We start from the raw sequence: 15,046 nt of genomic DNA on the forward strand, positions 1-15,046 counted from the left end.
AATTTAATATTTGTAATTATTCCAAATATATGGATTATTTCCTAATTATGGAAATAGTCCAAGAAATTTTTTGGATATATTCCAAAATCCGTATATTTGAAATTATTAGATATGGTCATTTCAATAAATAATGGGTATGTCTAATTCAACTAAATGAATTTAAAACCTGTACTATGAATGAGGATATGGAAATTGTGACAAAGCGTTTTACCGATCTACGCCGGGAATTGGGGTATACCCAATCTGATTTTGCCAACTTGCTCGGAATATCAAATACTACGGCGGACATAGAAAGGGGCCGTACCAAATTATCGGGAAAAGTAGTGGCGGAACTGCTCAAACAATTTAAAATAAATCCTCTTTGGCTATTTGGTGAAAGTTCCCAAAAGTATCTAGCGGTTACAAATATCAGTGTTATTCCAAAGGTGGTTACGGTAAATTCATCAGAAAACGAGAATATGGTATTGGTAAATGCCAAAGCCGCAGCCGGATATCCTCAAAATATTCAGGACACCAGTTGGTACAAACAGCTACCTGCCTTTGATATTCCCTTGCCAGAATTCAGAAATGCCACTTATAGAGGTTTCCAAATTGAAGGGGACAGTATGTTGCCCAATCTAAAGCCAGGGGAATGGGTATTGGCCAGAGCCGTTGAAGGTCTAAAGGATATTAGTCCTAATAAGATCTATGTTGTGGTATTACAGGACGCCGTTTTGGTGAAAAAAATTGAAAAATCTCCCAATCCTGCTGTAATTTCCCTAATATCGTTGAATGAAAACTACCCTCCATACAGCGTTAATACGGAAGACATACAAGAGCTTTGGCAAGTTAGTAGCAAAATAACCTTCGGTGTGGATGCCACCTCCGAAAAGGGATTGCTCAGACAATTGCAGGAATCTATGGATGAGCTGAAAAATCAATTAAAAAAAGTAAATAATTAAAACAGCACCATTAATAGGCAGCAATTGCCGTATCCGGTATATTGTATTCAGGAGCTTTTTGTTCTCAAATAAAATTATTGAAACCGATTTTCCCTTCCTTCTTTAAATGTGTAGAGCTTTAACCCATCAGAAATTTTTAGTTTGAATAGGATTAATATCTTCTAATTGTAAGGTTTCCCTTATAAGCCTTTTATCCGATGAAATGCATATTTTTATCGATGAAATACAAGAATATCTTCAATTTCCGGCTTTCACAACAAGATCTAGGTATTACACAACAAAATTCCAAAATTCACATTTCTACAACATACTTTTGAGCTGATAAAGAGTCCCAAATCTTATCATTACATATATAAAAAGGCTGTGCAAATTAATTGTATTGCCTTTTTTATTTTAAATCTTACTTTCGGCAAAAATTGTAGGATAAAATAATGGTTAACTTGCACACAAATCCATTAATTTGGTTTGAGCGATTATCAGCCAATTTATGATGATGGTAATTAGACATATGCGGGGTACAACAATAACCCTGCTTTGGCGTTTCTAGTATTGAGTGCCAATTTGCTAAAGGTTTAAAAATTATTAAAAAGACCAAAAGGATATAGAATATTAAGACAACAATTGAACAATGGTGAAGTCTTTTAATAAAATGTTTGTTTCATTAATGATTTGTTCATTGTGTTTTTGGTATTCGTCTGCCCAAGACCCTTCTACCAAACCCGATTATTTTAAGGAGTTCCAAAATAAGAAGGGAGTACAGGAAAGATTTGATTATTTCTTTGGCGTCCCCAATCGCTATCTAGAGGATTCGGCCTATGACTGGCAAGCAGCGGTAAACATTTATCACAACAATGCCCAAAAAGTAAAGGATTCAACAAGCATAACCAAATATGAGCTTATGCAATCCCAACTTTATTATGATATTGGCGACTTTAGCAAAAGTGTGGCCATTGCAAACCAATTGTACAAGAAGATTGATTATTTGGATATGCAATCCAAAAAAATCCTTTTAGATCTTATTGATAACAACTATGCTAAACTGGGGCTATACGATCGGCAATTTGAAATAAGAAATGAGAAAAAGAACTTAGGCATTACAGATAAGGTTATTTTCTATGATATCTACTCCAACCTTGGACTCCATAGAAAGGCAATGGACGACTATATCAAGGACAAGCTGAAAACCATAAGGGAAGACGATTATTTTGGCCAGGCAGAATATCAGAGCAATGTTGGGAACTATCTTCTTTTGGATATGTCCATTCCCACTGCCTTAACCTATTACAAAAAGGCAAAGGGTTTTATTGATGTCTACCTCAATGATATTAGTAGGGAGAAAACCGATCAAGAAATTAGCAAAGGCAATTTGTTGAAGGCCATTATAGAAGGAAACATAGGTAAATGCCATGCACTGCTCAAGGAATATGATATTGCCATTCCATTTTTGGAAAATTCCATTAACTTGATCAATGAGTACAACAAGGGTAAATTCTCGTCTGATAAGGTAGAAAACACCTTGGAATTGGCGGATTGTTATTTGCAGAAAGAAGACTACGAGAAGGCCAAGGAATATCTTTTGGATGGGCAAGATCCTCTGAAAATAGAAAATATACTTAGGAGGAACAGATTATTGGCAGCCTATTATGACCGTATAGGTGATTATAAAAATTCGGTCGACTATTTAAAAAGAAACGTACGCATAAGGGATTCCTTAAATAGAAATGAATCCTCCATGAAGAAGCAGCAGTTGGCTGCAGTGGCCGGACAAGAGATAGAGTACTCCAAAAAAATGATGGAGCAGCAGAAAAAGGATTTGGAACAATCCCGAAGCGATTTGCAGGCCAAAGAAGAAAGAATAAACATTGTTTTTATTTCGTTGATATTTACGCTTTTGGGATTTGCAGGCCTGGTTTTTGCCTATTTGAAAAGTATTAAGAACCAAAGACTCATAGCCGATCAAAAGCGCATTATAGAGGCTTCACTGGTTGAAAAGGATTCACTTTTAAAAGAAATTCACCACAGGGTAAAAAATAACCTTCAAATGGTCTCCAGCCTGCTTAGCCTACAGACAAAAAACACCCGCAGTAAAGCAGCTATAGAAGCATTGGAAGAGGGCAAGAGCAGGGTAAAGGCGATGGCACTTATCCATCAAAAATTATATCAGAACGACGATCTCTCCGTGATAGAAATGCAGGGATATATAGAAAGTCTTATTAATAGTGTACAATCGGTCTACAAAAAAGGTGGCCACAATATAAATATTACCATTGATGCCGAAGGCGTTGAATTGGATATTGATAGGGCAATTCCCTTTGGCCTTATTCTGAATGAACTGGTATCCAATTCCTTTAAATATGCCTTCCCTGATGATGACGAAAATGGAAAAATTTATATCCATTTGAGGAAAAATGGGGGACAGGGCTATTTTGAGTACACAGATAATGGGGTAGGACTGCCAGAGGATACGGATGACAGGGCTAATTCCTCCATGGGAATCAGGTTAATGAATCGACTGGTAAATCAGCTTCAATCTACTTTAAATATCGACAAAACATCGGAAGGAGTTCGTTTTTGGTTCAATTTTAAATAAATTTGAATAAAAACAGTTCAACTTATGAAAATTACTTCTTTAGGCCATTCCTCTTTACTCATTGAAACTGGTGGAAAAAGGTTACTGGTAGATCCGTTTATTACAGGAAATGATAAAGTCGATGGAAAAATCGACATTAAAGATCTAAAACCCGATTACATCTTGGTTACCCACGCCCATCAAGACCATACCTTGGATGTTGAGGAAATTGGAAAAATGAGCAAAGCCACAGTGGTAAGCAATTTTGAGGTAGCCACCCACTATGAAAACAAGGGCCTAAAGGCTCACCCCATGAACCATGGTGGGAGCTGGAAGTTCGATTTTGGAACCCTAAAATATGTAAATGCCATTCATACCTCTTCCTTTCCTGACGGGACTTATGGAGGCCAGCCGGGGGGATTTATTCTATCTTCTGAAGGAAAGCATATTTATATTGCCGGTGACACTGCCTTGACCATGGATATGAAACTAATTCCTATGTCCTTTAAATTGGATCTTGCCGTCTTACCCATTGGAGACAATTTTACCATGGGGGTCGATGATGCCATATTAGCGTCCGATTTTGTGGAATGCCCTAAGATATTGGGGTATCATTATGATACATTCGGGTATATTGTAATTGATCATAAAGAATCCGTTCAAAAATTTTCCGAGTATGGTAAAGAGCTAATTCTTTTGGAAATAGGCGGGTCTTTAACGGTGTAGTTATCTCACATTACTTCGCAGTACTAGCCTATGGAGCAGTTTGGGGAAAAATCTTTTCATATAGATACCCATTACTTCTTTCCTGCCAATGTAAACTTCGAATTTTTCTTTTTCTATGGCCCTGACCATTTTTTTGGCAAAAACATGGGGAGATAGTCCATTTTTCGTGGCCACATCATTGTCAAGTTGGGGAGTGCCATCTGCGGTAAGGGCGTTTATGGCTACATTGGTATTTACAAAGCCAGGACATACCATGGTTACCTTTACATTGTCCTCTTCATGTTCCATGCGCAAAACATCAAAAAAACCGTGAAGAGCGTGCTTGGCCCCGCAATATCCAGAGCGATAGGGAGAGCCAAATTTTCCCATTAGGCTGGTTACGGTAACAAAATGGCCTTTTTTTTGGGACACAAAATAAGGAAGTATTGCTTTGGAAAGGGCTATGGTACCCATATAATTTACATCCATTAATTTTTGATAGACTTGCAAATCGGTTTCCATAATCAAGGAGCGTTGGCTTATGCCCGCATTATTTATCAATATGTCTATTGATCCATAAAAAGACATGGCTTCCATTACTTTTTCAGACATTTTATCCCTATCCATCAAATCCAATGGGAGCACGGAGATATTATCGCCATGTGGACAACGGGCCTTTACTTGTTGTAGATCTATTAATTTTCTGGAAGATATAATCAGTTTATAACCTTTGCGATTAAGTTCATAGGACAGAGCTTCACCTATTCCTGATGAAGCCCCTGTTATCCAAACTACCTTATCGACTTTTGTTTTCATTTTTTTCATATTTAGAGAAAAAGATAGTTAAATTTGATTTTATATTTCATGAAAGCGACCTACAAAAAATACATTTTAGAATTTAAACGTCCCAGCGGTACTTCCAGGGGTATAATGACCCATAAAGAAACCTTCTTTATAATTTTAGAACAGGATAAAAAATTTGGAATTGGGGAATGCGGTATTCTAAGAGGATTAAGTGTTGATGATGTTCCTGATTATGAGGAAAAGCTAAAATGGACCTGCGATAATATCGGTTTGGGGAAAGACGTACTGTGGGAGGCTTTGATGAGTTATCCGAGTATTCAGTTCGGGGTGGAACAAGCCTTTTTATCCCTAAATTCCTCGGATCCCTTTTTACTTTTTCCTTCAGAATTTACACAAAACAATAGCGCCATACCTATCAATGGATTGATCTGGATGGGCGATGAGCAATATATGCATCAACAGATCCAGCAAAAGTTGGAGGAAGGTTTCAAGTGCATCAAACTAAAAATTGGAGCCATCGATTTTGAGAAGGAAATAGCACTTTTAAAATCCATTAGAAATAAATACAGTGAAAATGAAATAGAACTTAGGGTCGATGCCAATGGTGCATTCCTTCCTTCCGAGGCCATGCATAAACTGGAACACCTTTCCCTGTTCGGTCTACACTCAATAGAACAACCTATTAAGCCAGGTAACATCAATGAAATGAAGGATTTGTGCTCAAAGACCCCCATTCCTATAGCTTTGGATGAAGAATTAATAGGGATTACAGATGTAACTGAAAAGGAGAAACTCCTACAAACTGCAAGGCCACAGTATATAATACTAAAACCCAGTTTGGTTGGAGGGTTTAAAGGAAGTATGGAATGGATCAAAATTGCGGAGATATTAAATATTAAATGGTGGGTTACAAGTGCGTTGGAAAGCAATATTGGTCTTAATGCCATAGCTCAATGGACCTATACCTTGGATAACCCTTTGCCCCAGGGATTGGGTACCGGAGGTTTATATACCAATAATTTCGAATGTCCGCTAAAAGTGAAAAATGGCACAATATCCTATGAAAAAACTGGGAATTGGGAAAATAATTTAATTGAGAATATATGTATATAGAACAGGGATATAAAGGGAATCATGAATCTTGGCGATATCTAGTTGGGGTTTTGATCATATTTATTGGCTGGCAACTTTTGGGGTCCATCCCCCTGCTAGGGGTAATAATAGTTAAGTCTCTTGGAGGGGAAACCTTTCCCTCCGATGTTGCTGGGATGTCCAAAATGGTCGGAAGCAATTTATTTTTGTTCCTAATGCTCATATCTTTTGTATTTGGTCTTTTAGCGACATTCCTTACCGTAAAATTTGTCCATAGGCAAAGTATAGTATCCCTCACCACCAGTAGAAAAAAAATAGATTGGAAAAGAATATTCTTTGCTTTTGGGCTTTGGGGTTTGATAACCATTTTGATTACCGGTTTGGATATAATTTTATCCCCAAAGGACTATGTTTTTAATTTTAATCTACTGCCATTTGTCATATTGAGCCTTATTTCCGTATTCCTGATCCCTCTCCAAACAAGTTTTGAAGAGTATTTTATGCGGGGATATCTGATGCAGGGAATTGGCTTAATGGCTGGCAAAAGATGGGTTCCCTTGGTAATCACCTCCATGATTTTTGGATTGTTGCACCTTTTTAATCCTGAGGTTGAAAAATTGGGATATGGAATAATGGTCTACTATATCGGCACTGGATTTTTTTTAGGGATATTGACCTTAATGGATGAAGGGTTGGAATTGGCCATTGGTTTTCATGCTGCCAATAATTTACTGACCGCCCTTTTGGTGACAGCGGATTGGACCGCTTTCCAGACCGAATCCCTCTATAGGGATATATCGGAACCAGAATTGGGCTGGGATGTATTTTTGCCCGTTTTGGTAATTTACCCAATTCTCCTGTATGTATTCTCCAAAAAATACGGCTGGACGAATTGGAAAGAACGACTTGCTGGTGATGTACAAAGTCAGGAATCGGTACAATTAATAGAAGAAAGTGAATCCAAGCTATAAAAATATCCACCCTAAATTCAAATTCAACGAAATCCATTACGATTTCGGGGTTTTAAAAGAGCTGTCCTATAGCCTTGTCAAGGAGGGGCTGGAGTATGAAAAAGCCATTGGAAATTTTCTGATGGATTGGCTGGATGATTCAGACTCCCTTGAAGTACGTACCTCTGGATCTACAGGTGTCCCCAAAACAATTGCCTTGAAAAAGGAACACATGGTAAATTCCGCCTTGGCCACAGGAGCTTTCTTTAATATGGGACCAGGAACAAAAGCCCTCCTATGTCTGTCTTCCGAGCATATAGCCGGTAAAATGATGTTGATCAGGGCTATGGTACTTGGCTGGGAAATAGACTTAGCGGAACCCTCTTCCAATCCTTTGCAATTCACTTCCAAACATTATAACTTTGTTGCTATGGTGCCTTTACAGGTACAGGGCTCTAAATTAAACTTAAACCAAATAGACACTTTAATAATTGGGGGAGCACCTATTTCACCTGAATTAAAATCAGATCTGAAAAAGGTAAATACGCGTATTTTTGAAACCTATGGTATGACCGAGTCCATTACCCATATTGCCGTGAAGGAGCTTGCCAAAGGTTCGGAGGATTTCAATTTTAAGTCCCTTCCTGATGTAGTTCTTTCTAAGGACCATAGGGATTGTCTTTTAATCAAAGCCCCTAAAGTTTCCGATACTGTTATAGTTACCAATGATTTGGTAAACCTAATATCTTCTACTGAGTTTAAGTGGTTGGGCAGGTATGACAATGTTATTAATTCTGGGGGAGTAAAAATAATTCCAGAACTATTGGAAAATAAGTTGTCGTCTTTGATTAAATCCAGATTTTTTGTGGCGGGCATCCCTGATCCGAATTTGGGACAAAAACTCATATTGGTGGTAGAAGGCAATGTAGATGGGAATCAATTGTCAATAGATATTAAATCCCATAGCTCAATCACTAAATTTGAAATTCCCAAAGAAATTTTTAGTGTAACCCAGTTTGTAGAAACAACTAGTGGGAAGGTAAATAGAAAAGAAACTTTCGGAATTATAAAATAGAGAGGTTAAGGGGTTCATCTTAAATTAATTACCTAAATTCAAGAATTGAATATTCCATTCAAATTCTAAAGTGTATCTAATGGCCCGGATTTTTGTCAGTATTACATTTTTCTTTGTTTTTATTATAGGGACCGCTCAGGCAACTAAGATTACCATCAGCGGTAAGGTTACTTATATGGATCAAGCTTTACCCAATGCCAATGTGGTCATAAAAGGCACTTCGATTGGAACAAAAACGGATATTAAAGGAAAATATAGCATCGAAGTGTATCCTGGAAATATATTGGCTTTTACCTATTTGGGAATGCAAACCATTGAAGTAGCTGTTGATGACACGCACAATGTAATGGACATACAGCTATCAGAACATGTGGAAGAATTGAATGAAGTAGTTGTAAAAAAACGAAAACGTAATAGTCAAAAAGAACTTCTGGCAGATTATCCCACCAATACCAACCTAATCAAGTCCTCATGGGGAATTATGGACAAGGACCGAACATCATATTCCATGCGGGTTATTGACGGTAAAAATTTAATGCCTTCGGGGATTGATTTTCTGGATGCCCTACTTCCATGGGTTCCTAATATGCTAATTGACAGGGTAACCTATCCCTTGGATCCTCGTGTTTATTTAACGCAATATGGAAGTACAAAAACCCATGTTATTTTTGACGTTGACGGCTTTGTTTATGAACAAGCCCCGACATTTATTTCAGTTCACGAAATTGATCGTGTTGCGGTACTAACCAGAAATGGCGCATTTGCTAGATATGGTCCTAGAGGTGCTGGCGGAGTCATTATTATTAATACCAAGGAGCAGACGCGTATAGATGATTTAGGGGTAAAAAGAATCTATAGTAATTCTGGGTTAAGGGATAGCATTAATGATCGGTTAGCAATAAAACAGTCATATGTTCCAGAAATTCCTGAATACATTAAAGAATATTCTTTGGCCGATTCGGAAGAAGAGGCTATTCAAATATTTGAAAACCAAAAAACAAGATTTAGCAACTCCCCCTATTATTTACTTGACATTTCCCAATACTTTAAGGACACCTGGGGAGACAACAAAAAATCACAAGCACTTCTGGATACTATGGCTCACCAGTTCGCCCATGATGCCATCGCTCTAAAGGCCTTGGCCTATAGGTATGAAAATTTGGGTTTATTGGAAAGTGCCTTACAGCAATACTTGGCGATTCTGAAATTAAAACCAAGGGATGCCCAATCGCACAGGGATTTGGCCAATGCCTATGATGAAATAGGGAATTACCAAAAAGCAATTCATATTTACTCCCGCTATGAGCTGGCCGTTAACGATCTAGATTCTGTTCCATTTGACAAATATGGTACGGACGAGCTTATGACTACAGAACGTATGAATATTATTAAACTTAATGCAGGGAAGTTTTTTTTGGAAAGTGGAACATTGGAAGAAAGAACTGCAATTCCTGGGAACAGGGTATTGTTTGAATGGAATAGCAATGCAGCCGAATTTAAATTACAATTTGTAGATCCTGAAAAATATTATGACAGTTGGGAATATACTGTTGAAACCAAAGAAGCCGAATTGTCTGCAGAAATTTCAAAAGGATACTCCAGTAAACAATTCTTTTTGGACGATAACCTAAAAGGAGAATGGGTGATTAATATTTCTTACTTCGGAAATGGTTCGCAAGACCCAACCTACCTGAAAGTAACCACATTTTTTGATTACGGAACTTTGGAGCAAAGACAGGCTACCAAGCTTTTCAAACTTGCAGGGATTAAAGAAAATTCTTATTTGTGTAGAATCAATACGGAATCAAAATTATTTATTGAATAATAAAGGAATAAACCTTAATCGGTAGAGGCTCCTACAAATTTCCAAATCAACACATTGGTACATTAATGAATTGCTCAATTTTCAAATCCCCAAACAAACACATTGGTACATTTCCACATCATCAAATTCCTAAACCTGTACCACCCCCATATTAAAAGGCTTTTCAATAGGGGCATGGTTTGCCGCCTCAATCCCCATCGAAATCCATTTCCGGGTGTCCAAAGGATCTATTACCGCATCCGTCCATAAGCGCGAAGCCGCATAATAGGGAGATATTTGGTTATCATATCGTTCCTTTATTTTATTAAAAAGTTCGTTTTCCTGCGCCTCCGTTATTTTCTCGCCCTTCTTCTTTAGCGATGCTGTTTCTATCTGAAGTAACACTTTTGCGGCAGAATTACCGCTCATTACCGCCAATTCGGCACTGGGCCAAGCTACAATCAATCTTGGATCGTAGGCTTTTCCGCACATGGCATAATTTCCCGCACCATAACTATTGCCTATAACCACGGTGAATTTAGGTACCACGGAATTACTCACCGCATTCACCATTTTTGCACCGTCCTTAATAATCCCCCCGTGCTCACTTTTACTGCCCACCATAAATCCGGTAACGTCCTGTAAAAATACCAAAGGAATTTTCTTTTGGTTACAGTTGGCAATAAAACGCGTGGCCTTATCAGCAGAATCGGAATAGATGACCCCTCCAAACTGCATTTCCCCATTCTTGGTCTTAACCACTTTACGCTGATTGGCAACGATACCCACTGCCCATCCATCTATACGGGCATATCCTGTAAGTATAGTTTTTCCGTAACCTTCCTTGTATTGTTCAAAATCGGAATTATCTACCAACCGATTTATAATTTCCAGCATATCGTACTGTTCCGATCTTGATTTTGGAACAATACCATAAATGTCATCTTCCTTTTCCTTGGGTTTTGCGCTAGTTACCCTATTGTATCCTGCCTTATCATAGTCGCCTATTTTACCCATAATGTTCTTAATGGTATCCAGAGCGTCTTTGTCGTCCATGGCCTTGTAATCCGTTACTCCACTAATTTCACAATGAGTTGTGGCACCTCCCAAGGTTTCATTATCGATAACTTCCCCAATCGCGGCTTTTACCAAATAGCTTCCGGCCAAAAAAATACTACCTGTTTTATCCACTATCAATGCCTCATCGCTCATAATAGGGAGATAAGCCCCTCCTGCAACACAACTGCCCATAACAGCTGAAATTTGGGTGATTCCCATACTGCTCATTACAGCATTGTTTCTAAAAATCCTGCCAAAATGTTCCTTGTCCGGAAATATTTCGTCCTGCATTGGAAGGTATACGCCGGCACTATCCACTAGGTAAATAATGGGCAAGCGATTTTCAATGGAAATTTCTTGGGCCCTTAGGTTCTTTTTTGCCGTGATAGGAAACCATGCCCCTGCTTTTACCGTGGCATCATTGGCAACAACAATGCATTGTTTGCCCTGTACATAACCAATTTTTACTACAACACCTCCAGAGGGGCATCCGCCATGGGCCTCGTACATACCATCACCAACAAAAGCCCCGATTTCTATGGCCTCCTTTCCTTTATCCAAAAGATAATCGATACGCTCCCTGGCAGTTAATTTACCTTGGGCACGCTGCTTTTCCAACCTGCTTTTTCCGCCTCCGAGTTTTACCTTGGCCAGTTTATGTTTTAATGCTGATAATAGTAATTTATTGTGGTCTTCGTTTTTGTTGAAGTTGATATCCATGTTGAGACGCCTTTCTTTTGCGCAATAAAGATAAGGAGTTATATTTATTAACTTTAACTAAATTATATTCTAAATGGGTGAAAAAGTAAGATGGGGAATTATCGGATTGGGCAATATAGCCCGTAATTTTGTCAAGGACCTTGCTCTGGTCAATGAAGCTCAAATATACGCGGCAGCCTCTAGAAATTTGGAAAAGGCCAATGGGTTTGCCAACGAATATAATATTCCAAATGCCTTTGGGAGTTATAAGGAACTTTTGGAGTGTAAGGAAATAGATGCGGTCTATATTGCTACACCGCACACTTCCCATTGCGAGCTATCCATAATGGCTATGGAACATGGCAAGCATGTACTATGTGAAAAACCAATGGGGATAAATAGGGTAGAGGTCGAAAAAATGATAGTGGCAGCCCAACAAAACAAGGTTTTTTTAATGGAAGCCCTATGGAGCAGGTTTAATCCGTCCATTCTGAAGGTAAAGCAGTTGGTAGAAACTGGGGATATTGGTCCATTAGCTTATCTACATGCGGATTTTGCGTTTTATGCTATGGATCGGGATTTTAAGGGAAGAGTTTTAAATCCTGAACTTGCTGGAGGTTCTTTATTGGATATAGGTATCTATCCTATTTTCCTTGCCTATTTACTTCTTGGCAAACCGGATCAGATTTTATCAACCTCCAGCTTTCATGGTAATGGCACAGAAATACAGACTTCAATGATCTTTAAATACCCCAAGGCCCAGGCCATTTTATATTCTGGGTTTACAAGCAGATCCGAAATGAAGGCAGAAATATCCGGGGAAAAAGGCACTATCTATATACCCACAAGATGGCATGAGGCTCAAGCTTATATCGTTGAAAAAAATGGCGAAAAAGAAGAGTTTAGCTTACCAACTACAGGTAGGGGATATTTTTACGAAATAAAGGAGGTTAATGACTGTATCAACCATGGCAAATTGGAAAGTAGTCTCTGGAGCCATCAGAATAGTTTAGATTTAATAAACATAATGGATATCGTGAGGAAACAAAATGGGATTGAATTTCCATTTGAGGAATAAAAGGTATAAACTCCAAGGGAAGACCTGAACCCCTATTAGGAAACAATCCAAGGGTAGTGATATTAAACTAGAAACCCCGCTAAGCAGGCGGGATTCGTTCAACTATCGTATTTCAATGAGCCTGCGGCTTTTGAAATACTTGTTTCACGAATAAAGTTTTTTTGTAAGATGACAAATTCTTGTAAAATTTACGATATTTGAGGCTCTAAAAACCAAACCAGTTAAAAAATGGGAATGAATAAGAATACAGTGCTTGCATGGGCAACCTTTATAATGATAATTGTAGGTCTTTCGCTTATTGCGTTGGGTGCTTTTAGATACGATGATGTTGCCGGATGGGGATTTGCCTCGGTTGGAATAGGTTTCTTTGCCATTGCATGGGTATTTAATGCATTAAAAGGTAGGGTATAAACTACTATAAGGTTTTAGCGCTTTGAAAATTGAAGGCTATCATGACTTCAAAAAGAAAATAAACACCTTAAGATTGCAAGTAATTGGCCTTCTGTTTATAATTTAAATAATCACAATTAATAATACTTATATAATATGTCGGACGATAAGAAAGTCATTTTCTCGATGTCTGGGGTTACTAAAACATACAAAACTGCCAATACCCCAGTATTAAAGAATATTTATTTAAGTTTCTTTTACGGAGCTAAGATTGGAATTTTAGGTCTTAACGGTTCTGGTAAGTCTACACTGCTCAAGATAATTGCCGGTGTGGACAAGAACTTTCAGGGAGATGTAGTTTTTTCTCCAGGATATAAGGTAGGTTATCTGGAACAGGAACCTCAATTGGACGAGAACAAGACCGTTTTGGAGGTAGTCAAGGAAGGCGTGGCAGATACTGTGGCCATCCTGGATGAATACAACAAGATCAATGATATGTTCGGGCTTCCAGAGGTATATGAGGATGCGGATAAAATGCAAAAACTCATGGATAAACAGGCCGAACTTCAGGATAGGATAGATGCCACCAATGCCTGGGAATTGGACAACAAATTGGAAGTTGCCATGGACGCCTTGCGTACTCCGGACTCCGATAAGAAAATCGGAATACTTTCCGGAGGAGAAAGAAGGCGTGTGGCACTGTGCAGATTATTGTTGCAAGAACCTGAAATTCTCTTGTTGGATGAGCCTACCAACCATTTGGATGCCGAATCAGTCCACTGGTTGGAGCATCATTTGGCGGAATACAAAGGAACCGTTATTGCGGTTACCCACGATAGGTATTTCTTGGATAATGTAGCTGGATGGATCCTGGAATTGGATAGGGGGGAAGGCATTCCTTGGAAAGGCAATTATTCAAGCTGGTTGGACCAAAAATCCAAGCGTATGGCCCAAGAAAGTAAAACGGCTTCCAAAAGACAGAAAATACTGGAAAGGGAGCTGGATTGGGTTAGACAAGGGGCCAAAGGTAGACAGACCAAACAAAAGGCCCGTCTACAGAATTATGACAAATTGATGAGCCAGGACCAAAAACAATTGGATGAAAAACTGGAGATCTATATCCCTAACGGACCTCGATTGGGGACCAATGTAATAGAAGCTGAGGGTGTAAGTAAGGCATACGGGGATAAATTGCTGTACGAGGACTTGAATTTTAAATTGCCACAAGCAGGCATTGTGGGTATTATTGGTCCTAATGGCGCTGGTAAAACTACTATTTTCCGTATGATTATGGGCGAGGAACAACCTGATAAAGGGGAGTTTATAGTAGGGGAAACAGCAAAAATAGCTTATGTAGACCAGAGTCATTCCAATATAGACCCCAATAAAACTATTTGGCAGAATTTTAGTGATGAGCAGGAATTGATCATGATGGGAGGTAGACAGGTAAATTCCAGGGCCTATTTAAGTCGATTTAATTTTTCCGGAAGTGAGCAGAATAAAAAAGTGGATATGCTTTCCGGTGGGGAGCGTAACCGTCTGCATTTGGCCATGACCCTTAAAGAAGAGGGCAACGTTCTTCTATTGGATGAGCCCACCAACGATTTGGATGTTAATACCCTAAGGGCCCTTGAGGAAGGTTTGGAAAATTTTGCGGGATGTGCCGTGGTCATTTCCCACGACAGGTGGTTCCTTGATAGGATTTGTACCCATATCCTATCTTTTGAAGGTGATTCCCAAGTGTATTTCTTTGAAGGATCGTTCTCTGAATACGAAGAAAATAAGAAAAAACGTTTGGGAGGCGATTTGATACCCAAGCGACTAAAATACAAAAAGTTGGTTCGCTAATTCGATGTCTGATTTATATAACAATACGCTGT

General features: G+C 38.7%; 12 protein-coding genes. 10 read left to right on the top strand and 2 right to left on the bottom strand.

Features of this window, described 5'->3' with window-relative positions; translation table 11 throughout:
• Nucleotides 1-173: 173 nt before the first annotated feature.
• The 3 genes from U735_RS0111040 (at nt 174) to U735_RS0111050 (ending at nt 4,236) form a co-directional block, all read left to right on the top strand.
• The gene (locus tag U735_RS0111040; protein ID WP_031443872.1) at nt 174-941 is read left to right on the top strand and encodes an XRE family transcriptional regulator; all 768 of its coding nucleotides are present in this window, start codon (nt 174-176) and stop codon (nt 939-941) included.
• A gap of 664 nt (nt 942-1,605) precedes the next feature.
• Nucleotides 1,606-3,531 (top strand): sensor histidine kinase, encoded by a 1,926-nt coding sequence (locus U735_RS0111045; RefSeq protein ID WP_232233247.1) that lies wholly within the window; start codon nt 1,606-1,608, stop codon nt 3,529-3,531.
• Between the two features lie 24 nt (nt 3,532-3,555).
• Nucleotides 3,556-4,236, top strand: a complete 681-nt coding sequence (locus U735_RS0111050) for a metal-dependent hydrolase (protein ID WP_031443874.1) — start codon at nt 3,556-3,558, stop codon at nt 4,234-4,236.
• Here U735_RS0111050 and U735_RS0111055 read toward each other — a convergent pair whose 3' ends face one another.
• The gene (locus U735_RS0111055) at nt 4,237-5,031 is read right to left on the bottom strand and encodes an SDR family oxidoreductase (protein ID WP_031443875.1); all 795 of its coding nucleotides are present in this window, start codon (nt 5,029-5,031) and stop codon (nt 4,237-4,239) included. It abuts the gene before it with no gap.
• 48 nt (nt 5,032-5,079) lie between these two features.
• On the opposite strand from U735_RS0111055, the gene U735_RS0111060 reads away from it, so the two are divergent.
• From U735_RS0111060 to U735_RS0111075, 4 genes are all read left to right on the top strand, one after another.
• On the top strand, nt 5,080-6,132 hold the full coding sequence (locus U735_RS0111060) for an o-succinylbenzoate synthase (RefSeq protein ID WP_031443876.1): 1,053 nt from the start codon (nt 5,080-5,082) through the stop codon (nt 6,130-6,132).
• A complete protein-coding gene (locus U735_RS0111065) occupies nt 6,123-7,082 on the top strand; it encodes a CPBP family intramembrane glutamic endopeptidase (protein ID WP_031443877.1) in 960 nt (319 codons plus the stop codon). The genes U735_RS0111060 and U735_RS0111065 overlap by 10 nt, the downstream gene beginning before the upstream one ends.
• Nucleotides 7,066-8,136, top strand: coding sequence for an AMP-binding protein (locus tag U735_RS0111070; RefSeq protein WP_031443878.1), 1,071 nt, complete (start codon nt 7,066-7,068; stop codon nt 8,134-8,136). Before U735_RS0111065 ends, U735_RS0111070 begins: the two co-directional genes overlap by 17 nt.
• Before the next feature lie 79 nt (nt 8,137-8,215).
• Nucleotides 8,216-9,961 (top strand): carboxypeptidase-like regulatory domain-containing protein, encoded by a 1,746-nt coding sequence (locus U735_RS0111075; protein ID WP_031443879.1) that lies wholly within the window; start codon nt 8,216-8,218, stop codon nt 9,959-9,961.
• Nucleotides 9,962-10,090: 129 nt separating this feature from the next.
• Here the strand turns inward: U735_RS0111075 and U735_RS0111080 are convergent, their stop codons facing one another.
• The gene (locus U735_RS0111080; protein WP_031443880.1) at nt 10,091-11,719 is read right to left on the bottom strand and encodes an acyl-CoA carboxylase subunit beta; all 1,629 of its coding nucleotides are present in this window, start codon (nt 11,717-11,719) and stop codon (nt 10,091-10,093) included.
• Nucleotides 11,720-11,792: 73 nt separating this feature from the next.
• On the opposite strand from U735_RS0111080, the gene U735_RS0111085 reads away from it, so the two are divergent.
• The 3 genes from U735_RS0111085 to ettA all read left to right on the top strand — a co-directional run bounded on the left by U735_RS0111085 (nt 11,793) and on the right by ettA (nt 15,014).
• Nucleotides 11,793-12,776 (top strand): Gfo/Idh/MocA family protein, encoded by a 984-nt coding sequence (locus U735_RS0111085; protein WP_031443881.1) that lies wholly within the window; start codon nt 11,793-11,795, stop codon nt 12,774-12,776.
• Nucleotides 12,777-13,004: 228 nt separating this feature from the next.
• The gene (locus U735_RS0111090) at nt 13,005-13,187 is read left to right on the top strand and encodes a CAL67264 family membrane protein (RefSeq protein ID WP_031443882.1); all 183 of its coding nucleotides are present in this window, start codon (nt 13,005-13,007) and stop codon (nt 13,185-13,187) included.
• 135 nt (nt 13,188-13,322) lie between these two features.
• On the top strand, nt 13,323-15,014 hold the full coding sequence (ettA, locus tag U735_RS0111095; protein WP_031443883.1) for an energy-dependent translational throttle protein EttA: 1,692 nt from the start codon (nt 13,323-13,325) through the stop codon (nt 15,012-15,014).
• Nucleotides 15,015-15,046: the final 32 nt, after the last annotated feature.

The organism is Arenibacter algicola (genome assembly GCF_000733925.1).
In the GTDB taxonomy this organism is placed as follows: Bacteria; Bacteroidota; Bacteroidia; order Flavobacteriales; family Flavobacteriaceae; genus Arenibacter; species Arenibacter algicola.